Source organism: Streptomyces sp. C1-1 (genome assembly GCF_050214755.1).
Taxonomy (GTDB): domain Bacteria; phylum Actinomycetota; class Actinomycetes; order Streptomycetales; family Streptomycetaceae; genus Streptomyces.
In genome coordinates this window covers 9,563,332-9,584,182 of sequence record NZ_CP189826.1, presented here as the reverse complement: position 1 = coordinate 9,584,182, position 20,851 = coordinate 9,563,332, and the positions used below count along the sequence as shown (strand labels likewise).

Genomic DNA, 20,851 nt, shown 5'->3' with positions numbered 1-20,851 from the left:
GCACCGCCCGCACCCGAGTCAGCGCGGGACTGCCAGACCCGCCAGTTCGAGCAACAGCCGCTTGACCCCGGTGGCGGCCACGGAGGTGCGGGCCGCGCTGCGGTCCGAGCACAGCAGCACCGGGCCGTCCTGCGGGCGCGCGGGCAGCAGACCATGGCTGCCGCGCACCTGGGACGGGTTCAGGGAGACCACGTCCATCGTGTACCGCAGGCCCAGCCTCTTGCGCACCAGAGCGGCCGCCGCGTTGGCCCTGACCCACCGCCTGGTGTGGTCGAAGAACAGCTCCGCCGGGTCGTACCCCGGCTTGCGGTGGATGTCGACCAGCCGGGCGAAGTCCGGGGCGAACGCGTCGTCCAGCCAGTAGTAGTACGTGAACCACGCATCGTCGTCGGCCAGGACCACCAGGTCACCGGAGCGCGGATGGTCGAGCCCGTGCTCCTTCTTCGCGGCCTCGTCCAGGACCGCCTGCACGCCCTCCAGACCGGCGAGCATGTCGCGTACGCGGGGAAGATCGGTGGCGTCGCGCACCTGGACATGGGCGACCTGGTGGTCGGCGACGGCGAACGCCCGTGAGGTCCACGGGTCGAGGTACTCCATGCCCGCCTGGGTGTGGACCTCCAGCAGCCCTGCCCGTCGCAGCGCGCGGTTGATGTCCACGGGCCGCTGTACGGGGGTGATGCCGTATTCGCTCAAGGCGACCACGGTCGCTCCCTCCCGGCGGGCGTCGTCGACCAGTGGCGCCAGTGTGCGGTCCAGGCCCCGGGCCGCCCGAGCCGCCTGCGGGCCGAGGGGTCCGTGGCGCTGCAGGTCGTAGTCGAGGTGCGGCAGGTAGACGAGGGTGAGGTCTGGACGGCGAGCGCGCAGTAAGTGCCGGGCGGCGTCGGTGATCCAGCGCGACGAGGCCAGCCCGGCTGTCGGTCCCCAGTACCGGAAGAGCGGGAAGTCGCCGTAGCGGCCCACGAGTTCGTCGTGCAGGCCCGGCGGTCGGGTGTAGCAGTCGGGCTCCTTGCGGCCGTCGGCACGGTAGATGGGGCGGGGCGTGACGGTCCAGTCCACGTCCGCCCCCATGGCGTACCACCAGCAGATGTTGGCGACCGTGTAACCGGGCCGGGCGCGGCGGGCGGTCTCCCAGACCTTTTCGCCACCCACCAGCGCATTGTGCTGCCGCCACAGCAGTACCTCGCCCAGGTCGCGGAAATACCAGCCGTTGCCCACGATGCCGTGCCCGGCGGGTGGTTCACCGGTGAGCAGGGTCGACTGGACGGAGCAGGTGACGGCGGGCAGCACAGTTTCGAGGCGCGCCCCGAACCCCTCGTCGCGCAGTGCGCGGAGCCGGGGCATGTACGACAACAGACGCGGCGTGAGCCCGACCACGTCCAGCACCACCAGTCGCTTCACGAGGTCCCCTTTCCCAAGGTGTGGTCAGTGCCGCGCACTTCGCCGAGGCCGAGCGCGACGAGCGCGTCCTTGGCCCAGGCCAGTTCCGCGGCGATCCCATCGATCAGGCTCTGTCCACCGGGCGACGGTGCGCCGGGCAGCACGGGCCAGGTGTACGTCTCCACCTCGACGTGGTCCGTCAGCGCCGTCGGGCCGCCCAGCAGCGCGGCCAGCGCCCGCAGAAGTTCCGGGCGGGTGGTGCGCAGCGGTGGCGGGACGTCGGCATGCAGCGGCACATGAAAGTGGACCCGCCAGGGCGCGGTGCCGGGCAGTGCGCCGTCCAGCGCCTCGGTCAAGTCGTCCACGCCTCGTACGCCGCCCCGTGCGGGCGGTGTGCGGGTCTGGTGCAGGAAGCGCGGTTCGGCGAAGTCGCGCAACGCCGCGCGGGTCGCCGGATCGGCCGGGAGGCCGGCGTGCAGGGCGCAGGACGCCTGCGCCTTGACGATGGGCAGCGCGGCATCCGCGAGCCGGGCGCAGGCGGCGTCGGGGTCTTCGAACGCGACGGCGAGATGACAGGTGTCGAGGCAGATCCCCAGCCAGCGGGAGTCGACGCGGGCCAGCCAGCGCCTGGCCTGGCGGGTGTCCTCGATGACACAGCCCGGCTCGGGTTCCAGCGCGACCCGTATCGTACGGCCGGTACGGTCGCGTAACGCCTCCAGGTCACGGGCCAGTTGGTCCAGGTGTCTGCTCGCGAGCGCGTGCCGGCCGGTGGACCAGGGGGTGCGCCAGGCGAGCGGAAGAGTGGAGACACTGCCCCGGGCGGCGTCCTCGGGCAGCAGGGCCGCCAGGACCCGGGCGCAGTCCAGCGTGTAGGCGAGTCGCGCCTCCTCGGTCCAGTCGGGCCGGTACACCGCGTGCTTGACCCGGGGTGCGTGGAAGCCCGCGTAGGGGAAGGCGTTGAGCGTGACCACCTCCAGGCCGCGGTGGGCGAGCTCCCCCCGGAGCCGACCGAGGAGGGCCGGATCCGTCGCCAGCAGGTGGGCGACGGGCGCGGCGAGCCAGAGTCCGACCCCGAGCCGGTCGCTGCCGAGTCTGCGGCGGACGGGTTCGGCACAGCGGCCCAGTTGGGCGACGACCCCGTCCAGGTCCTCGGCCGCGTGGACGTTGGTGCAGTAGGACAGGTGGACGACGGTTCCGTCCGGATGTCTCAGTCGCACGCGTCCTCCTGCCCACCGCGTTGCACGGAGTTGCCCGCGAACACCTGGGCCGGCGTCGTGTCCCGATCGTCGGATCGGAGTCGGCCGCTGCGCCCGTAGAAGGCGACCGGGTTGTGCCAGAACACCTTCTCCACATCGGCGACGGTGAACCCGTCGGCCAGCATGGCGTCTGCCGTGCGACGGGTCTTGAGCGGGTCGCTGCGGCCCCAGTCCGCGGCCGAGTTGACCAGGATGCGGCTGACGCCGAACTCCCGGATCACGGCGACCGTGCGCGCCTCGCTCATCTTGGTGTGCGGATAGACGGAGAAGCCCATCCAGCATCCGCTGTCGGCGACCAGAGGGGCCGTCAGCTCGTTGAGGTGGTCGACGACCACCGCGGCCGGGTCGATGCCCGACTCGCGGATCACGTCGAGGCTGCGGCGTGTGCCGGCTGCCTTGTCCCGGTGTGGGGTGTGCACGAGGGCGGGCAGGCCCATGTCCACGGCGAGACGCAGCTGTGCGGCGAAGGCGGCGTCCTCTTGTGGCGTCATCGAGTCGTAGCCGATCTCACCGACCGCCACCACACCGTCCTTGGCGAGATAGTGGGGCAGGAGGCCGAGGACCTCGGTCAGTCGCGGATCGTTGGCCTCCTTGGGGTTGAGGGCGACCGCGCAGTGGTGCCGGATCCCGAACTGCGAAGCACGGAACGGCTCCCAGCCGATGAGACCGTCGAAATAGTCCACGAAGCTGCCCACGCTGGTGCGGGGCTGGCCCAGCCAGAAAGCCGGCTCGACCACGGCGCACACGCCCGCGGCGGCCATCCGCTCGTAGTCGTCGGTGGTGCGGGAGGTCATGTGGATGTGCGGGTCGAACAGCCGCATCAGGGCCGCCTTTCCGTCGTGAGGGATCGTCGCGCTCAGGGGGCCGCCGCGCGGGTGGCGAGGAAGTGCGCGACGTCCTGGGGAACCTCGCGGCCGGCCACCGCGCGTTCCTCCGCGTAGGCGGCCAGCATTCGGGCCAGTTCGCTGTCGGCACGCTCCTCGAGGCCTGCGACCCCGCTCAGCGGGACGCCGGTGAAGGCACACTTGAGCACCGCCTGCCGGAAGGCCGGCTGGGCGAGGTGGCGTGCCGCGTAGCCGCCCAGGGCGGCGGCCAGCAGCCGTGGGTCGTTGGTGCGGATGGCGTCCTCGATCAGGGGCAGCGCGGCGGTATCGAGATCCGCGCCGATGTGGAGCCGGTCGAGCGCTTTGAGCACCGCGCACCGTTCGGCGGCGTCACCACGCCGGTAGAGCCGGTCCAGTACCCCCGCCAACGCTTCGCCGCGCAGCGGAAGGGACGCGAGGAGGACGCCGCGGGCAGCCTCGTCGACGGTCATGGTCCCGGTCCCGGTCAGCTTGCTCCGCCCGCAGTGCCGCCCGACCGCCGGGAACAGCAGGTGGACGTCGTCGGGGACGAGCCGGACCCGGCCGGCCGCATCCTCCAGCCATTCCCGGGCAGCGGGGGCCAGGGCCGCGGTCAGGGCGGTGTACGACGTGAGTCCTCGCTCCGCCGTGCTCATGACGCCACCTCGGCGCCGCCCCAGGCGGTGCGCAGGAAATCGAGGGAGCGCCGGGCCACGAGCGGGGCGTCGTGGCTGTGCCGCGGCAGCTCCACACCGACCAGGCCGCCGTAGCCGGTCTCGGCCAGTGCGGACAGCACCGGTGGGAAGTCGATCTCACCCGTACCGAACTCCAGATGCTCGTGGGTGCCTCGGCGCATGTCGTCGATCTGTACGTGGGCCAGCCGCTCTCCGGCCCACCGGACGCAGTCGGGCACCGGCAGGGTTTCCGTGCAGCGACAGTGTCCGATGTCCAGGGTCAGGCCGAACGCCGGCGGGTCGCCGAGCCGCCGCCTGGCTTCCTGGTAGCGGTCCAGGGTGTCGACGAACATGCCCGGTTCCGGTTCGAAACCAAGCCGTACCCCCAGCGCGTCCGCCTCCCGCACCACCCGGTCGCATCCGGCCAGCAGCCGCTCCCAGGCCATGGCTTCGGGCAGTTGCGGCGGGGCCGTACCGCTCCAGAACGACATGACCGGCGCCCCGAGGTCCGCGGCGATCCGCACGGCGCGCAGCAGCAGGTCGACGCGGCGACCCGCCCCCTCGCCGGACAGCAGGGTGGGCCGGTGCTTGTGCCAGGGGTCCAGCAGATAGCGGCCGCCGGTCTCCACCACGACGGCGAGGCCGAGTCCGTCCAGCCGTCGCGCCAGCCGGTCGATCCGCCGACGCAGATCGTCGGCGTAGGGGTCGAGATGGCGGCGGTCGAGGGTCAGCGCGACCCCCTCGTAGCCGAGGCCGGCCAGCACCTCCAACGTCTCGTCGAGGGTGTGGTCGCCGAAGCCGTTGCTGCCGTAGGCCCAACGCGGGGGTGTCCCGTGGGGCGGCGCCGTTCCCGGTCGTACACGGGCCGGGGTGTCGGTCATGTGGGAGAGACCTTTCTGCCCAGCCGGACCACGAGGGGGTGGCCGGCGATGACGGTGAGCGCCGTGCCGGGCGATCCCGCGGCCGCGATGAGCGCCGCCTGCAGAGGCAGGAGCCCGTGGATCCCGGCGGCCACCGCCGTGCGGATGCGGGGCGCCGCCGGGTCACGGAGCGCGGTGAGCTGGGGCCGGGCGCACCACAAGAGGTAGGCGAGGGCGGCCGGGGTGACGAACCGGCGCTGCCCGCCGGCCCTGCGGGTCGCCAGCAGCACCGGAACGGCTGCGACCGCCCCCGTCACGACGAGCGACTCGCACAGGACGGCGGGCGGTGCGCCCGTCGTCTCGTAGCGGCTCAACCGGGTCACCGCGGCGGTGTGGGCGGCCACGGTGAGCGCGGCGGGCAGGGCCTCGGGGCGGCCGCCCGCGCCGGCGAGCACGTTGAGGGCGCGGGCGGCCGCCATCGTGGCGGGGCCGATCGCGGTTCCCTTGGCGACGAAGTCGTACGCCCACACCGTTGCGGCCAACAGTCCGGCAGGCGTCCGTTCCCGGTTCAGGGCCAGGCCCGACACGGTCAGGGCAGCGGCCAGGCAGAAGGCCTGACGTGGTGTCACCTCCCCGGCGGGGATCGGGCGGGTGGGCCGCTCCCGCGCATCGATGTCCCGGTCGGCAAAGTCGTTGAGCGCCATGCCCGCCCAGTACAGGGCGATCGAACCGGCCGTGGCACGGGTGAGCGAGCGTCCCGGCGGTCGGCCCGCCAGCGCCGCCCCCGCCAGGAGGTCGCCCGGCACGGTCAGTGCCGCCGGGGCCCGCACCAACCGGCCCCAATGTCGCAGCTCCGCCGCCGCCCGCTCGGCGCGCGCAGCCCCACGGGCCGGGGACACTCCGGCCGGGCTGTGCCGTCGGTGCCGGGCGCGGCCCGTGAACCCCGACCGAGGCATCAGGACCCGACCGCCGTGCCCAATCGGCGCGCCCAGGCGAGCAGCGCCGTGTACTGCTCCTCCAGAGAGTGTCGGCCCCCGCCTGCCGGGTCCTTGAAGAAGAAGCCCAGCTCGGAGACCGCCCCTCGGACCCCCGCGCGATGGGCCAGGGACATGAGGCGGGCGAGGTCCAGCACCAGGGGCGCGGCCAGCGCCGAGTCACAGCCCTGCCAGGTGAATTGCATCGTCATGCGCGTGCCCAGGAACCCTTCGAAGGCGATGTGGTCCCACGCCGTCTTCCACTCGCCCAGGTCCGGCAGGTGATGGATGTGCACTCCGCCTTCCACTGGATGCCCGAGCAGATGCTCCAGGACCAGACCTTTCGACGCGGCCTTGCTGCGCGCCCGCTCCGGGGCGGCCAGCGCGGCACCGTCGCCGCCGCCGAGCAGGTTGGTCCCCGACCAGCTGGTCACCCGCAGCGCACGTCGGGCGAACATCGGGGCCAGCACCGCTTTCACCAGCGTCTCGCCGGTCTTGCCGTCGCTGCCCGCGTACGGCAGCCCCCGTTCGTGGGCCAGTTCGTCCAGCGCCGGGAACCGGGCACCGGTCGACGGGGTGAAGTCGACATAGGCGCACCCGGCGCGGAAGGCCGCGCAGGCGTACAGAGAACTGGCGGGAAGCCGACTCGTGCCGTCCGCCAGCGCCCGGCGCAGCCTCGACAGCGAGACGCCGTCCGGCGAGCGGGACGGCCGCGGTTCCGTGGTGGCAACGTTCACCACCACGACCCGGGCGAGATCCAGGCGGTCGCGGAACGCGGTCAGGTCGGCCGCGAGCCGCTCGATCTCCGCCGCCTGGCGCCCGCCGGCCGCGTCCTCGACGCCGATCCGCAACTCGCCCTCGGCGGCGAGCAGTTCATGATGGACCAGGGCGGGCAGCTCACGTGGGAAAACCCCGGCCGCGGCAAGCTGCTCGGCTCGTTTGGGCAGGGGGACCTCTCCGATGTCGTGCCCACCGAAGACCAGGTCACCGAACCCCGGAAGCGGCAGCTCCTGGAAGGGCTCCCCGCAGGTCACACATCCCGTGGCCGCTGCGCCGGCGCGCACCGCGGCCGCGCCCACCATCGCTGTGGTCGCGACCGATCCCCGTCCGCCCACCAGCCAGACGCCGGTGCGCTCGCCCCTGGGCTCCTGAATGTCCTTGTGTACGGCGCTCATGTCTCAGCCGATGCCCTTGGGGAACGGAACGGACTGGAAGTCGCTGTCGAGTTCCTTCGCGGAGCGCCGCAGCCAGTACGACGCCTGCTCGAACACCACCTTGCGCGGCAGCGGTGGGTTAACGGTCTGCGAGGCGGGCCGGGCGATGGACTGCAGCGCCCAGGCCAAGCCCTGGAGCGGGGCGATCTCGGCCCACCGCTCCCGGTCGATGCCGAGGAGCATCATCGCCCTCAGGTAGGCATGCCACGTGTGATAGCCCTGAGGACCGTCCATCGTGTGCACCGGGGCCCCCACCGAGGCCCGCCGCGGGTCGTACAGGATGCCCTGCCCGAAGGCCGACCAGGCCAAGGTGAGCCGAGGGTCCCTGCGGAAGTAGAGGGAGTCCACGACATCGAGCTGCATACGGGAGATCACCCTCAGCGGCTGCTCCATGGGCCGCGCCCACGTCCGGTAGTTCCCCGGGTACTCGGGGAGCTTGGACATGGCCAGCCAGGTGTCCTTGATGCCCTTCTCCAACGACCCGGCGTATGCGATGACCGCCTTGTACGCGTCGAGCGTCGCCTGGGTCGGGTGGTAGAGCGACACCTCGTCCATCTGGTACCAGAACTCATTGGCTCTGCGGTCGCCCAGCATGCCGGGCACCGGCGGCAGGGCCTCGGCTCCTCGCCGTCCCGCGGCCGCGGCCGGACCGGCCACCGTCGCGGTCAGGCCGAGGGCCAGCGCCGTCCCGGCCCCCGCACGTAACAGCTCACGCCGCCCTACGGGGCGCGTCGTCCTCTGGGTCATGCTCACTCCTCAGGTCAGACCTCATCCGGCCCCGGCCGTGCCAGGTGCCGCCGATCAAGATGCAAGGGACTAACGGCGGTCCAGTTCCGCCTCGATGTCGTACCGCTGGACCCAGGAGACGTCCTCGACCAGCCCCCGCACGCCGCGCTCGTCTCCCGGCCCGGCGAACCGCCCGCTTCCTCCGTCCCGTGCACCGAGCTGTACCCGGGTGGTGTGCGGACGGCGCAGGGTCTCGTAGTGCCGCAGCGCCGAGGCAACGCGGCCGGTATCGGTGGCCCGGGCCAGACAGTGGGCCAGGGCCACGCCGTCCTCGACGGCCTGGTTCGCTCCCTGCCCGTGGTGCGGAAGCATCGGATGGGCGGCGTCGCCGAGCAAGGTCACCCGTCCCCTGCCCCACAGGGCCAGGGGCTCGCGGTCCTGCAGGGTCCAGCGGTGGGTCGTGCGCACCGCCTCGGTCAGCTTCCTGACATCGGGACACCAGTCCGCGAACGCCGCGCGCAGATCGGCGGGGTCGCCCCTGGCGCTCCAGGACTCCCGGTCGCGCGCGGTGGCGGGCACGATGGCCACGTACGCGATCTGCCGCCCGGCGCGGACCGGCGCGCACAACAGACGCACGGTCGGACCGGACCAGACCAGCAAGGCGTCGGTGGGGAGGCCGGGTAGCGCGTCGGCGGGCAGCAGGCCACGCATCGCGACGGTGCCGGTGAGGAGCGGCGTGCCGACGCCGTGCAGGGCGGCACGGACCGCCGAGTGCACGCCGTCCGCGCCCACCAGCACGTCCGCCTCGGTATCGGGGCGGTCGGCGAAGTGCAGCCGGACCATGTCGTCCCCGGTCGTGAAGCCGGTCAGCCGGTGCCCGGGTCGCACGGTGCCCGAAGGCAACCGGTCGATGAGCATCCGGTGCAGGTCGGCGCGGTGCACGGTGTAGTAGGGGGCACCGAAGGAGGCCTCCCAAACGCCGCCCATCGGCTGCCGCACCCGTATTCGGCCGTCACTCCAGTCCCGCACCTCCAGCGCGACCGGACGCACCGCCACTCGCTCAAGGTCCTCGGCGAGGCCCAGCCGGCGCAGCAGTCGGCTGCCGTTGGAGCCCAGATGCAGGCCCGCGCCCACCTCGCCCGGCTCCGGCGCCTGCTCGTAGAGGTCCACCGCCAGGTCCCTGCGTGACAGCGCGAGGGCGGCGGCCAGCCCTCCGATTCCCGCGCCGATGATCGCCGTCCGTACCGCAGTCCGCACCACGAGACGCCCTCCGTTCCCCCGTCGCGGTTGACGCTAGGCGATCCCGTGTCCCGGGCACCTGGGTACCGCGTCCCGTGCCTGTCCCGCACAGCCCGCACAGCCCGCACAGCGCGGACAGCAACGGGCAGGCGCGCGGACAGGCCGGCCGCGTGGCCACCCCTGTGGGAGAGTGCCGTCCAGTCAGGCAAAGCGCGTAGGACGTCGCGCCCGAAGGAAGCAACGGTCCGATCGCTGTTGTGTCAGCGGCGCGGGCGGTCGGTGGAGGCGGCGCTGTGCGAGGTGTCGGTATCGGTGAGGGTGATACGGGCGGTGATGCGCTTGCCGACCGGTTCGCGCTCGGCCTCGACGCTGCGGGCGAGGGCCGTCACGATCTCCAGACCGTGCTGCCCCACCCGGTCGGCGTCGGCGGCCCGTGCCACCGGCAGCATCGGTTCCGAGTCCCACACCACGACCTCGACCACCTCACCGCTCACTCGCAGGTGCAGCAGGATCGGGCCCGGCGCGTACTTGCAGGCGTTGGTGACCAGCTCGCTGACCACCAGCTGCGTCAGGTCCGACGCCCGGGCGGAAACCTCCACACCGCGCTCGGCATGGGCCCGCGCGAGGAAGTCCGCCGCCATATGACGGGCCTTGGCGATGCAGGCGCCGTCCCCGTCCAACGCGACGGACGTCTGCAGGTCGCGCAGGCCGTGCCGGAGCGCGGTACTGTCACGGCCGACCGCCGGCCCTGGATCCATCACCGTCGCCTCCACTCCCCGTTTCACACCTCGCGTGTACCCGTGCACGCGGGCCTGACCCTCCGTAACCCTCGGACGGCCCACCCCGTTCGTGCATCACCCGTACCGTGTGACGCAGCATTCTGGCCCAAGGTTTCGCGTCAGTGTCACCGGCATGGACGAGGAAACGTGAGCGTCCCAACCAACTCCCCCGCCCGCGCACCGTCGTCGACCTGAGCCTGAGCAGCCCTCGGCACATGACAAGGGGAGGGCTGCCGCAGAGTGGTGCGCTGTGTGGTGCGCGGTGTGCCGCAGCGACTCGGGGATGGCTGTGGCACCCGCGCATACACACCCCGGGGCGCGCCAGGAGGATCACGCCCGGGGTGATCATCGAATGCCCCGCCCGCACACGGCCAGTCTGCGCCGAATGGGGGAACTTCCTTCTCGTCCCCCGGCAGCACCGGATGCCTCCTCTGACAGCGCCCAAAGCCGGGGCGCGGATCGTCGTCACACACGGCGCACGGGCGATGGCACGGTACGTCTCACCCCTGCACAGCCGCACAAGGGTGTCCAATTCCCGTGGATTGAAGGCGAGTTGAGCCACACCACTGGAGGCCGGGGCCGACCCTTCGGCCCTGTCACGCGCCACGAATGTCTCCTGCCTGAACCGTCTGCCGCGGGTTCACTCGCGGCCCCGCGGTCGGATACAGCCTGCGAGGAGCGCGAGGTGATGAACAGTGTCCGCGCACCTCAGCAAAGTGCCTGGCAGGAGGACGAAGGGAAGACATACGGAACATTCGATGACCAGTCCAGACACCCTCCCGAACGGTGGGGGTCCGTCGGGTGGGTCAGCGGTGGTGCGGAGACGTCAGGTAGTGCGGCGCAGAAGCTCCCTGCCGTAGTCGTTGCGTCCTGCTGTCCACGCATGCCCGCCCGTCCATTTCCGCCGAGCGGCCTTCCTCCGGTCCCGGTGTCGCGCGCGGCGCTGCCGTCCGTGTGCGTGGAAATGAGAGGCGAATGAATCGTGCTCGGAAGAAGATGGCGCCTGGCCCATCCGGCTCCGGTCAACGGGGCATGTGACGGCCCAGTTCCCCGGCCCTCTCTCGCAGTCGCGACGCCCAGGTCTCTCCTTCCGGCGGAGCGGACAGCCCGGTGGGCGCCGATACCTGCACGTCGCTGAGCTCGCCTTCAGGGGTGGCGCCGAGACGGGCCCAGTCCACCTTGATGCCGGCCCGCTCGGCCAGGGCCAGCGTCGTGGCGGTGAAGCCTTCGGAGAGGGCCAGCATGATGGTGTGGCTGGTTCTTCGGTGCTGAGCCAAGAGGGCGTTGACAAAGATCTCGAACGTGGCCGGATCTATCTGGCACTCGTCGTTCTCCATCGATCCGATACCCGATGCGAATCCCAGCTCCTCCTCGAAAACAGCCACTTGCCGCAGAAACAGGCGGGAGGCTCCATTGGACGGGTTCCACAGGGTCTCGTCGCCGACGTCGAAATACTGGCTCATCGCAGCACCTTCCCGTTGATCAAGGTGGGCCAGCGTAACCAGCAGGGGGTTCCCGTGTCGGGAATTGCGTCCTCGCCGAGCGGGCGTAACCGGACGAGGGCCACGGCCGGTCGTCGCCGGTGCGGTCCGCGCCGGTTGCGCAGACACGAAGTCGCGGTGGCTGCGACCGTCCGTCGCCGCCCCTCCCCCGGGGCTAGTCTGCGTCGGGTGAACGCAGACGATGCGAACCGGCGGTGGACCCGGGCCATGCCCGAGGCCTACGAACGTCACCTGGTACCGGTCCTCTTCCGTCCCTTCGCCGCCGACCTGGCCACCCGGGCGGCGGCACTGCGGCCCCGTACGATCCTGGAGCTCGCCGCCGGAACCGGAGCGCTGACCTCGGCCCTGCTCACCGCCGTGCCCGGGGCATCGATGGTGGCGACCGACCTCAACGAAGCGATGGTCACCGCGGGCTCCGCACGCGAGCCGCGCGCGCACTGGCAGCAGGCGGACGCCCAACAACTCCCCTTCGAGGACGGCGCTTTCGATCTCGTCGTGTGCCAGTTCGGAGTGATGTTCTTCCCCGACAGGCCCGCCGCCTACGCCGAGGTGGGCAGGGTTCTGGCACCCCGGGGCCGGTTCCTGTTCAGCAGTTGGGGCCTGCTGGCCGCGCACGGGTTCGACGCCGCCTTCCAGGGCGCTCTGGAAGAGTGCCTGCCCGGCGAAGCGCCCCCGTTCCTGAGGGACGTGCCCCACGGCTACACCGATCCGGCCGTCGTCGCCTCCGACCTCGCGGCCGCCGGGCTGACCCTGGCCGACGCCGAGGAGATCACACTGGACGGCGTCGCGGAGTCGGCCGCGTCCGTCGCCACCGGCTTCCTCAACGGCACACCGGTCAGCGCCGCCCTGCGGGCCCGCCCGGACGCCCAGACCCTCCGGACGGCCGTGACGAAGAAGATGACGGACCGCCTCGGACCCGGCCCGGTGACCGCACCGATGACCGCGACTCTCTATACGGCACTGCATCAGGCATGACCCTCCCCGCTCCGGGGGCCACAAGAAGGAGCCGGCCAAGGGCGACAAGGTCGCCTGGAGCAGTCACGGCAGCGAGACCAGCGGCACCGTCGAGAAGAAGATCAGCAAGCGTACGAAGGCGGCCCGGCGCACGGTCGACGCCACTCCGGAGGAGCCCCAGTACGAGGTCCGCAGCGACAAGTCCGGCCGTACGGCGGTACACAAGCCCTCCGCCCTGAAGAAACTTGCGCAAGGTGAACGGCTACATCCACCGCCATCTCGCCCAGCGCCCCGAGGGGGACGTACGCGACACGCGCCGGCACCACTCACCGGTGCACTGGGGCCACGATCCACTGGACGACAGCCGGAACCAGCACGGCGGTCGGCGATTTTTGGCCAGCCGTTGTCCAGTGCTCAACAGTCGGCCAGGACACGGCTGTTGCGGGTGAGTGATGATCAATAGCCTGGGGCGACAGGTTCGTCACTGCCCTCAGGGAGCTCCATGTCCACCGCCCAACAGGTCCCCGACATCCTCTCGCCCGAGTTCGCCGCGAACCCCTACAGCGCCTACCGCGTCATGCGCGAAACGGCTCCGCTCATCTGGCACGAGCCCACCCAGAGCTACATCATCTCGCGCTACGACGACGTGGAACGCGTCTTCAAGGACAAGAAGAACGAGTTCACCACCGACAACTACAACTGGCAGATCGAGCCCGTCCACGGCAAGACCATCCTCCAGCTCAGCGGACGCGAGCACGCGGTGCGGCGGGCGCTCGTCGCCCCGGCCTTCCGCGGCAGCGACCTGCAGCAGAAGTTCCTGCCCGTCATCGAGCACAACTCCCGTGCCCTGATAGACGCCTTCCGCCACACCGGCTCCGCGGACCTGGTGGCCGACTACGCGACTCGATTCCCCGTCAACGTGATCGCGGACATGCTGGGCCTCGACAAGGCCGACCACCCGCGTTTCCACCGCTGGTACACCTCGGTCATCGCCTTCCTCGGCAACCTCTCCGGCGACCCCGAGGTGACCGCGGCCGGCGAGCGGACCCGGGTGGAGTTCGCCGAGTACATGGTCCCCATCGTCCGGGAGCGCCGCGAGAAGCCCGGCGACGACCTGCTGTCCGCGCTGTGCGCCGCCGAGGTGGACGGCGTGAAGATGAGCGACGAGGACATCAAGGCCTTCTGCAGCCTGCTGCTCGCCGCGGGCGGCGAGACCACCGACAAGGCCATCGCCAGCATCTTCGCGAACCTGTTGCTCCACCCCGACCAGCTGGCGGCCGTCCGCGAGGACCGCAGCCTGATCGCCCGCGCGTTCGCCGAGACACTGCGCTACACGCCGCCCGTCCACATGATCATGCGCCAGTCGGCGACCGAGGTCGAAGTCAGCGGCGGCACCATCCCTCCCGGAGCCACCGTCACCTGCCTGATCGGCGCCGCCAACCGGGACGAGAACCGCTACGGCGACCCGGACCGGTTCAATATCTTCCGCGAGGACCTGACGTCGGCGACCGCCTTCTCGGCCGCCGCGGACCACCTCGCCTTCGCGCTCGGCCGGCACTTCTGCGTGGGCGCACTGCTCGCCAAGGCCGAAGTCGAGATCGGCGTCGACCAGCTTCTCGACGCCATGCCCGACGTGCGGCTCGCCGAGGGGTACGACCCCGTGGAGCAGGGCGTCTTCACCCGGGGCCCACAGTCCCTGCCGGTGCGGTTCACACCGGTGACCGACTGACCCCTGAGCACGACCAGCGGGTGGGCGCCCCACAGCCCACCCCGTCCCGCGCCGGCCCGGACGCTACTGCACCACCGGGGTGAACTGCACCGGCAGCGAGGTCAGCCCCCGCATCCAGATGGACGGCCGCCAGGTCAGCTCCTCCGGCTCCACCGACAACACCAGGTCGGGCAGCCGCTCCAGCAGCGTCTCGACCGCCGTACGGGCGACGACGTCGGCCAGCAGTGGAGCCGGGTAGGGGCAGCGGTGCTCGCCGTTGCTGAACGACAGGTGCGCGGCGTTCTCCGCCCCCACATAGGAGTCGGGCCAGATCTGCGGGTCGGTGTTGGCCGCGGCGAGCCCGAGCACCAGACAGTCGCCGGCCCGGATCTGCCGCCCGCCGAGCTGGGTGTCGCGCACCGCCCAGCGGCCGATGAAGTTCTGCGTCGGCGTGTCCAGCCACAGCACCTCGTTCAGCGCCTCCCCCACGCTGAGCCGGCCGCCCGAGACGTTCAGGGCGAAGCGCTCGTCGGTGAGCAACAGCCTGAGGGTGTTGCAGATCCAGTTGGCCGTCGGCTGCTGGGCGGCTGCGATGACGGAGATCAGGTCCTGGACGATCTCCTCGTCGGTCAGCCCGGCCGGATCCAGCAGCATCCGCGAGGTGACGTCCGGTCCGGGCCTGTCCCGCTTGTCCTTCACCAGCTGCTGGATCCGCGCGCCCACCCGCCCGTACGCGGCCACCGGGTCGTCGCCCTCCGCCGCGTCGAGGGAGATCCGCAGGTCCTCGACGAGCTGCTGGGTGTCGCCGCCGGTTGCCGGCATCCCGCACATCCGCACCGCGGCGCGCATCGCCAGGGCGTGCGCGTAGGCACTCATCAGCTCCGCCTGACCGCTGCCGGCGAAGTCCGAGATGAGCCGGTCGGCGATCTGCTGGCAGTCGCGGGCCAGCTCGAACTGGTCGACGCCCTCCAGCGCCTCCGTGATCACCCCCGCCCGCCGCCGGTGCTCCGCGCCCTCGGTGAACAGCACCGACGGCTGGTATCCGACGAACGGCAGCAGCGGCCAGTCGGCCGGGATGTGCTCCCACTGGTTCCAGCGCCGCGAGTCCCGGGCGAACAGCTCGTCGTGGCTGGTCACGTAGCTCACCTCGGAGTAGCCGAGGACCAGCCAGGCGGGGATGTCCCCGTCCAGCAGCACGGGCGCCACCGCGCCGTGGTTCCTGCGCAGTTCGCGGTAGAGCTGCGACGGCGTCTGCTGGTACTCCAGACCCGCCAGGCGCACCGCGCCCGCGTGGGCGGGGCAGCCCGCTGGAGCCTCGGGCGGGGAGGAGGATCCGGCGTCGGTCACGATGTCGTCTCCCGGGTCATGGCCAGTTCGTAGAGATGGTTCACGAGGGTGATCAGCACGTCCTTGCCCGATGTCCTGACCCGCGCGTCGCAGTCGATCAGCGGCACGTGCTCCGGCAGGGCGAGCGCCTGGCGGATCTCGTCCAGGGAGTACTGGCAGGGGTCGTCGTCGAACCGGTTGACGGCCACGACGAACGGCGTCTTGTGGTGTTCGAGACGGTCGATGGCGTACCACGAGTCGTCCATCCGGCGTGTGTCGACCAGGACGACCGCGCCGAGCGTGCCGGAGAAGAGCCGGTCCCACAGGAACCAGAAACGCTCCTGGCCCGGAGCGCCGAAGAGGTAGAGGACCATGTGCTCGTTGAGGCTGATCCGCCCGAAGTCGAAGGCCACGGTGGTGGTGGTCTTCGCCGCCACACCGTGCGTCTCGTCGACGCCGACGCCGGCCTGGGTCATCACCTCCTCGGTGTTGAGCGGCCGGATCTCGCTGACCGAGCGGACCAGGGTCGTCTTGCCGACTCCGAATCCGCCCACGACGACGATCTTCAGGCCGGTCTCGGCAGCGTCGGCCAGGGGCGTTCGCCGGGAAGGCAGCTCAGAGGTTACGGAGCCCATGGAGCACCTCCTTGAGAAGGGCGGAATCGGGGAGCGAGGCGATGGACTGCGCGGCGCGCGGGTGGCGGGCGGTGATGCGGCCCATGGCGAGCAGGTCGCCGAGCAGGATGCGCACCACGGTGATGGGCAGTCCGAGTTCCGCCGCGATCTCGACGACTGCCGTGGGATGTCGGCACAGGTCGAGGATGCGGGCGTGCTCCGACTGCATGCCGCCGGTCGGCTCGCTCTCACTGACCACCAGGGTGACCAGGTCGAAGGAGTCGTCCGCGCGGCTGCGTCCGCCCGTGACCGTGTAGAGCCGGTCGGGATCACCGGTGTCCACGGGCTTGCGGGTCACGAGGAGGCACTCTCCTGGACGCGGTTGCGCGGCTCGGCCCGCAGGTGCTCGCCGATCTGCTCCACCAGCTCGGTCATCTGGTGGCCGACCACGCCGGGATCGGCGTTCTCCTCGGCGAGGACCGCGAGATGCGCGCCTTCACCGGCCTCCACGATGAACAGCAGGCCGCCGTGGAACTCGGTCATGGAGTGCCGGACGCCGCCGGACCCGTCGCCGAACTCGACGGAGGCTCCCTGGGCGAGGGCCTGGATGCCGGAGCAGATCGCCGCCAGCTGGTCCGCCTGATCGAGCGTCAGGTGCTCGGTCCAGCACAGCTTGAGGCCGTCCCGGGACAGGACGAGGGCGTGCCGCGTGCCGGGGGTGCGCTCCAGAAGGTTCTTCAGGAGCCAGACGAGGCTGTTGTCGGTGGTCTGCATGGTGGGTGATGGGGCGGCTGTGCCCGGCTGTCCGGTCACCGACCCGTTCCTCCAATCTCATGAGGTCGAGCGGGGGCATGTGCGCCAGAGCCCTGGGCGCCGTACGGGATGACGTGGGCCTACGCGGTGGGCGGCGGCTCGTCCTCGGGGCGGCCCCCGGAGCCGGCGGTCCCGGTGCCGGACCGGCGGCCGCGGTGGAAGGCGCCGAAGCTGGCGCCCGCGTTGCGCGGGGCGGGACGTCCGCCCGACTGGTCCTCGTCCGGGGCGGGGGCGTCGGCGCGCGCCCTGCGCTGCTGCCGCTCCTGTTCGGCCTCGGCCATGGTGCGGCCGGGGGCGCGGACGGGCAGACCGTTCGGCGTCGAGCCGGCGGCCCGCTGGTGCGTCTCGGGTTCGGGGAGGGCCGGTTGTGCGGCGGGCCGCGGCACGGTGGCGGACGGCTCCGGGGCGGCGGCCCCGGGCGCCGCGGCCGGAGCCGCGGCCGGACGGACGGTCCCGCGCGGTGCGGGTTCGCGCTGCTGGGCGAGCAGTTGCAGGGGCAGGAGTACGACGACGCCGGTGCCGCCGCGCGATGAGGGGCGGTAGTTCACGCTGATGCCGTACTTGACGGCGAGCCGGCCGACCACGGCCAGGCCGAGCCGGGTGCCCTGCAGCGTGGCGAGGTCGGTCATCCGTCCGGTGACGGCCTCCTCGGCGCGCCGCATGGCCGCGTCGGCCATCTTCAGGCCGCTGTCCTCGATGGTGACGACGATGCCGGCGCTGCGTTCCTCGACGTACACATGGACTTCGTCGATCGGCGGCGAGAAGTTGGCGGCGTTGTCCATCAGTTCGGCGAGCAGGTGCATGACGCCTTCGGCGGCGAAGCCGGAGATCGCGGCGTTCGTCGGGCAGTGCAGTCGCACGCGCTGGTAGGCGGCGATGCGGCCGACCGCGCCGCGCAGGATGCTCTCCATCACGATCGGCTTGTTCCACGCACGGCTGGCGCGGCCACCCATGAGCAGGGCCAGCCGGTCGGTCATCAGACCCAGCTGCGAGGTGCTGTGGTCGAGCTTCAGCAGGTCGCCGAAGACCTCCTCGCCGTGTCGCTCCTGCATGTCCCGCAGGTCGGCGAGCATGCTGACGGACTTGGCCTGCACCCGGCTGAGCGCCTTGGCCGAGGCCGCCTGCGCGGCGGCGGCCCGTCGTTCGCTCTGGGCCAGTTCGCGCACGAACGACTCGGCGGGCCGGTACAGCAACGGAAGCCGCGGCCAGTCCAGTTCGCCAAGCACCGTGTCGGCGGAGTTGCCCTCGCGCAGCATGGCGACCGCGGCGGGCAGGGTCTCGGTCGTCAGCCGTTCCAGTTCGGCGGCGCCCGCCTCCAACTCGCGCCGTATCTGGTGCCGTTCGGCGTCCAGGGCCACGGCGTGCCGCACGTCCTGCTCCACCGTGGAGGCGAACGCGTTGACGATCAGCCGCAGTTGCGGCTCGGAGGGCATGGGCATACCCGCCAGCGCCTCAGCGGGGTCCGCTCCGTCCCGCAGCCGCTTGGCGAGCGCGGGCAGTGTCACGTTGCCCAGGTGGGCGGCCTCCGCGGACTGCTGCGACAACTGGGCCTTGAGCTGGGCGACTTCGGCGGTCAACGCCGTGGTGGAGCGGCCTGAGCGGCGGAGCAGCAGGGCGCTGGAGAGTACGGCGACCGCCATGAGGAGCCAGGCGACCAGGGCCGTGGCGACCGTCCAGGTACGGGCGCTCGCGGGCGCCATCGCGACGGCGGCGCCGGCAGCGGCAGCGCCCACCAGCAGTACGGCCAGAGGTGCGACCGGCACGGCACGGGGCGGCTTGGCTGACCCATGCTGACTGGGCGGTGCAGGCACTGACATTCAGCGGTCCTCGGTCCTGGGAACGGGAAAAGGGGCTCGGCCGACACGCGACGGTTCGGTCCAGAGGACCGAACACCGGCTCATGCTAGTCATTCCTCCACACCCCGAGATCGGACAAGCTGCTCAGTCCGCCCAAGATTCGATTTCGTCGCGATCACGTCGCTTCGACAGTTCGACGTGATAGTGACCGTTCCGCATCCCGAGCGCCCGACACACCCCCGGATGTCCGATCAGGACAACCACACCGACCCGCCAGAAGGCGACCGGATTCGCGCAACGGAAAATCTCGTTCACGACAGGAACGTTGGTTTTCGGCCAACTGAGCACGCGGAACTACGCACCGGCGTCAACACCTTCGGCGTCACCCGCACCCACCGGGAGCGCGGCACGGACGTGTTCACGCGACCTCGAGTACGACCTTGCCCTGGATGTGCCCTCGGGCGGCGCGCTCGTGTGCCGCCCGAGCATCCGCGAGGGCGAACGTGCTGTCGATCGCGACACGGACCGTGCCCTTGTCGAGGAGGCGTCCGAGTTCGGCGAGCTGCGCGCCGTTGGAGCGGACCTGCGCGGTCGAGACCGTGACGCCCAGCTTCGCGGCCTCCTTCTCGTCGAAGTCTCCGGGAAAGACGGGGAACAGTGAGCCGCCACGGATGAGCGTACGCAGGAAGCGGCTGCTGTCGGGGCCGCCGACGGTGTCGAGCACCAGGTCGAGGTCGTGCACGAGGTCCTCGGGACGGTGCCTGGTGTAGTCGATGAACCGGTCGGCGCCGAGCTCACGGAGGAAGGCTTCGTGCGCGCCCGATGCCACGGCGATGACATGGGCGCCCTTCCATTTCGCCAGTTGGAGCGCGAGGTGGCCGACACCTCCGGCGGCTCCGTTGACCAGCACCGTGGTGGCGGCGTCGAGGCTCGTCGGGCGATGCCGGGCCTGCTGGAAGGGCGAGGGGTGGTCGTGGCCGACCTCGATCAGGAACTGCCATGCCGTCAGGCCGGCCATGGGCACCGCGGCGGCGTGCACGTGGTCGACGCCGGCCGGTTTGTGCGCGAGATCCGATGCCGGCGCGGCCACGTACTCGGCGTACGCACTGCCCTCGAAGCTGGGAAAGCGCAGCATGCCGAAGACCTCGTCCCCGGCGGCGAAGCCGTCGACGTCCGGGGCGACGGCCTCGACGACGCCCGACACGTCCGTGCCCGGGATCACCGGCAGAGCGACCCTCGCCCCCTTCTCACCCGGCATCTCGGTCAGCCCGCCGCGCAGGTACCAGTCCGGGGGATTGACACCGACCGCGTGGACGCGAATGAGCACCTCCCCCGGTCCCGGCTCGGGAATCGGCACCTCTTCATAACGCAGCACCTCGGGTCCGCCGTGTTCGTGGAGCCGGACGGCCTTCATGGTGTGTGTCGACATCGGTCTCTCCTGCCCGCACTGCGAGATAGGCTTATTCGGATCAGCGATCCACATAAATGGACCACTGATCCGAATATATGGACCACTGATCCGGATAGCAAGAGGGACAGATGCGGGCCGACGCCAGGAAGAACCGCGACCACCTGCTCGCCGCGGCAGGCAGCGCCATCACCGAGCAGGGCGTCGAGGTGTCCCTGCGCGACATCGCGCGCAGGGCCGACGTCGGACTGGCGACGCTGCTGCGCCACTTCCCCACACGCGAGGCGTTGCTCGACGCGCTTCTGCGGACGAGCTTCGAGGAGCTCACGGCCAAGGCGAACGAGCTCGAGACATCGAGCTCGCCCGAAGACGCTCTCGTCTCATGGCTGCACGACTGCGTCGCCTGGACGACCGAGTACCGGGGCGTGACCGAACTGATGGCAGCCGCGATCGACGACCACGAATCCGCACTCCACGCCGCCTGCGTGACCCTGCGCACGGCCGGGGCGCGACTGCTCGCCCGCGCACAGGCCGCGGGCCACGCGCGCGACGACATCGACGGCGCCGATCTGTTCGCACTGATCGCCGCACTCGCCTGGCTCGGCGACCAACCGTCGCTGGCGCCACGCGCCGATCACCTCTTCGACGTGGTCGCGGGCGCGATCCTGACGACCGGATCGTGATCGTCCAGGTCTTGCCGCACCCCCCGCTCGACGGCCCTGACCAGGCCCGTTAGCTCAGCGAATCTCACCGATCCCGGTATGCGAGATTCACTTGTCCAATATATGA

Annotated in this window: 21 protein-coding genes and 2 pseudogenes; 5 read left to right on the top strand and 18 right to left on the bottom strand. The window is 71.2% G+C overall.

Annotated features, from left to right (window positions below):
- Positions 1-18 precede the first annotated feature (18 nt).
- The 11 genes from ACQF4J_RS43715 to ACQF4J_RS43665 all read right to left on the bottom strand — a co-directional run bounded on the left by ACQF4J_RS43715 (position 19) and on the right by ACQF4J_RS43665 (position 11,404).
- Entirely contained in the window at positions 19-1,398 is a 1,380-nt protein-coding gene (locus tag ACQF4J_RS43715) for an alkaline phosphatase family protein (RefSeq protein WP_427168281.1), read from the bottom strand.
- Positions 1,395-2,594, bottom strand: coding sequence for a metabolite traffic protein EboE (gene eboE, locus ACQF4J_RS43710; RefSeq protein WP_427168280.1), 1,200 nt, complete (start codon positions 2,592-2,594; stop codon positions 1,395-1,397). The genes ACQF4J_RS43715 and eboE overlap by 4 nt, the downstream gene beginning before the upstream one ends.
- The gene (locus ACQF4J_RS43705) at positions 2,585-3,454 is read right to left on the bottom strand and encodes a TatD family hydrolase (protein ID WP_427168279.1); all 870 of its coding nucleotides are present in this window, start codon (positions 3,452-3,454) and stop codon (positions 2,585-2,587) included. Before ACQF4J_RS43705 ends, eboE begins: the two co-directional genes overlap by 10 nt.
- A gap of 35 nt (positions 3,455-3,489) precedes the next feature.
- Complete coding sequence (locus tag ACQF4J_RS43700; RefSeq protein ID WP_427168278.1) at positions 3,490-4,131, bottom strand: EboA domain-containing protein; 642 nt, start codon at positions 4,129-4,131, stop codon at positions 3,490-3,492.
- The gene (locus ACQF4J_RS43695; protein WP_351582963.1) at positions 4,128-5,030 is read right to left on the bottom strand and encodes a sugar phosphate isomerase/epimerase family protein; all 903 of its coding nucleotides are present in this window, start codon (positions 5,028-5,030) and stop codon (positions 4,128-4,130) included. The genes ACQF4J_RS43700 and ACQF4J_RS43695 overlap by 4 nt, the downstream gene beginning before the upstream one ends.
- A complete protein-coding gene (locus tag ACQF4J_RS43690; protein ID WP_427168687.1) occupies positions 5,027-5,839 on the bottom strand; it encodes an SCO3242 family prenyltransferase in 813 nt (270 codons plus the stop codon). Before ACQF4J_RS43690 ends, ACQF4J_RS43695 begins: the two co-directional genes overlap by 4 nt.
- A 125-nt stretch (positions 5,840-5,964) precedes the next feature.
- Complete coding sequence (locus ACQF4J_RS43685) at positions 5,965-7,158, bottom strand: inositol-3-phosphate synthase (RefSeq protein WP_427168277.1); 1,194 nt, start codon at positions 7,156-7,158, stop codon at positions 5,965-5,967.
- A gap of 3 nt (positions 7,159-7,161) precedes the next feature.
- Positions 7,162-7,944 carry a hypothetical protein gene (locus ACQF4J_RS43680; RefSeq protein WP_351582969.1) on the bottom strand — a complete coding sequence of 261 codons (783 nt, stop codon included), beginning with the start codon at positions 7,942-7,944 and terminating at the stop codon, positions 7,162-7,164.
- A 69-nt stretch (positions 7,945-8,013) separates the two neighbouring features.
- The gene (locus ACQF4J_RS43675) at positions 8,014-9,183 is read right to left on the bottom strand and encodes an FAD-dependent monooxygenase (RefSeq protein WP_427168276.1); all 1,170 of its coding nucleotides are present in this window, start codon (positions 9,181-9,183) and stop codon (positions 8,014-8,016) included.
- A gap of 239 nt (positions 9,184-9,422) precedes the next feature.
- Positions 9,423-9,920, bottom strand: a complete 498-nt coding sequence (locus tag ACQF4J_RS43670; protein WP_351583017.1) for an ATP-binding protein — start codon at positions 9,918-9,920, stop codon at positions 9,423-9,425.
- Between the two features lie 1,043 nt (positions 9,921-10,963).
- Complete coding sequence (locus tag ACQF4J_RS43665) at positions 10,964-11,404, bottom strand: DUF6086 family protein (RefSeq protein WP_427168275.1); 441 nt, start codon at positions 11,402-11,404, stop codon at positions 10,964-10,966.
- Between the two features lie 246 nt (positions 11,405-11,650).
- Here ACQF4J_RS43665 and ACQF4J_RS43660 point away from each other — a divergent pair, with 246 nt between their 5' ends.
- The 4 genes and pseudogenes from ACQF4J_RS43660 (at position 11,651) to ACQF4J_RS43645 (ending at position 14,126) form a co-directional block, all read left to right on the top strand.
- Positions 11,651-12,418: a class I SAM-dependent methyltransferase gene (locus ACQF4J_RS43660; RefSeq protein WP_351806639.1), complete on the top strand. Its 768-nt coding sequence runs from the start codon at positions 11,651-11,653 to the stop codon at positions 12,416-12,418.
- Positions 12,408-12,641, top strand: a pseudogene (locus ACQF4J_RS43655) (DUF2945 domain-containing protein); the annotation flags it as partial. The gene ACQF4J_RS43660 and the pseudogene ACQF4J_RS43655, both read left to right, overlap by 11 nt.
- Positions 12,640-12,756 (top strand): annotated as a pseudogene (locus ACQF4J_RS43650) (DUF3140 domain-containing protein); the annotation flags it as partial. The pseudogenes ACQF4J_RS43655 and ACQF4J_RS43650, both read left to right, overlap by 2 nt.
- Positions 12,757-12,899: 143 nt before the next feature.
- Positions 12,900-14,126 (top strand): cytochrome P450, encoded by a 1,227-nt coding sequence (locus ACQF4J_RS43645; protein ID WP_427168274.1) that lies wholly within the window; start codon positions 12,900-12,902, stop codon positions 14,124-14,126.
- A gap of 63 nt (positions 14,127-14,189) precedes the next feature.
- Here ACQF4J_RS43645 and ACQF4J_RS43640 read toward each other — a convergent pair whose 3' ends face one another.
- The 7 genes from ACQF4J_RS43640 to ACQF4J_RS43610 all read right to left on the bottom strand — a co-directional run bounded on the left by ACQF4J_RS43640 (position 14,190) and on the right by ACQF4J_RS43610 (position 20,083).
- Positions 14,190-15,452 carry a cytochrome P450 gene (locus tag ACQF4J_RS43640; protein WP_351582981.1) on the bottom strand — a complete coding sequence of 421 codons (1,263 nt, stop codon included), beginning with the start codon at positions 15,450-15,452 and terminating at the stop codon, positions 14,190-14,192.
- Positions 15,449-16,066, bottom strand: a complete 618-nt coding sequence (locus ACQF4J_RS43635; RefSeq protein WP_427168273.1) for a GTP-binding protein — start codon at positions 16,064-16,066, stop codon at positions 15,449-15,451. Before ACQF4J_RS43635 ends, ACQF4J_RS43640 begins: the two co-directional genes overlap by 4 nt.
- Positions 16,047-16,403, bottom strand: coding sequence for a DUF742 domain-containing protein (locus ACQF4J_RS43630; protein WP_351806627.1), 357 nt, complete (start codon positions 16,401-16,403; stop codon positions 16,047-16,049). Before ACQF4J_RS43630 ends, ACQF4J_RS43635 begins: the two co-directional genes overlap by 20 nt.
- Entirely contained in the window at positions 16,400-16,819 is a 420-nt protein-coding gene (locus ACQF4J_RS43625) for a roadblock/LC7 domain-containing protein (protein WP_351583025.1), read from the bottom strand. Before ACQF4J_RS43625 ends, ACQF4J_RS43630 begins: the two co-directional genes overlap by 4 nt.
- Positions 16,820-16,938: 119 nt before the next feature.
- The gene (locus tag ACQF4J_RS43620) at positions 16,939-18,675 is read right to left on the bottom strand and encodes a sensor histidine kinase (protein ID WP_427168271.1); all 1,737 of its coding nucleotides are present in this window, start codon (positions 18,673-18,675) and stop codon (positions 16,939-16,941) included.
- 123 nt (positions 18,676-18,798) lie between these two features.
- Positions 18,799-18,969, bottom strand: a complete 171-nt coding sequence (locus ACQF4J_RS43615; RefSeq protein WP_351582993.1) for a hypothetical protein — start codon at positions 18,967-18,969, stop codon at positions 18,799-18,801.
- A 103-nt stretch (positions 18,970-19,072) separates the two neighbouring features.
- Positions 19,073-20,083: an NADP-dependent oxidoreductase gene (locus ACQF4J_RS43610; RefSeq protein ID WP_427168270.1), complete on the bottom strand. Its 1,011-nt coding sequence runs from the start codon at positions 20,081-20,083 to the stop codon at positions 19,073-19,075.
- 110 nt (positions 20,084-20,193) lie between these two features.
- Between ACQF4J_RS43610 and ACQF4J_RS43605 the strand changes: the two genes are divergently transcribed.
- Positions 20,194-20,745, top strand: a complete 552-nt coding sequence (locus tag ACQF4J_RS43605; RefSeq protein WP_427168269.1) for a TetR/AcrR family transcriptional regulator — start codon at positions 20,194-20,196, stop codon at positions 20,743-20,745.
- The last annotated feature ends 106 nt before the right edge of the window (positions 20,746-20,851 follow it).